1 protein-coding gene is annotated in these 236 nt (G+C 39.8%); it reads right to left on the minus strand.

Features of this window, described 5'->3' with window-relative positions:
• A partial coding sequence (locus SB717_RS39500) for a pyrroline-5-carboxylate reductase dimerization domain-containing protein (RefSeq protein ID WP_410908785.1) occupies positions 1–236 on the minus strand: 236 nt, incomplete at both ends.

Below are 236 nucleotides of genomic sequence, written 5' to 3' on the forward strand. Positions count from 1 at the left end.
GTTTATTGAATTGCTGATCAACGCATTCTAAATCTTCATCAAATTTTTCATGTGTTCGCTCGATTAACTTATGGAACATATCTCCAACGTGTTCTTCTAAAACCCGAATGCCTTCCCCGGTAACGCCGCCTTTCACGCAAACCTTTTCTTGTAAGGTAGGTAATGTGAAGATTTCTTTTTCAAGTAATTTCCCCATCCCCACGACCATTTCACTTACTAAAGTAGTAGCCTCTTCG

This window comes from Priestia sp. SIMBA_032, assembly GCF_046535215.1.
Classification (GTDB): domain Bacteria; phylum Bacillota; class Bacilli; order Bacillales; family Bacillaceae_H; genus Priestia; species Priestia aryabhattai.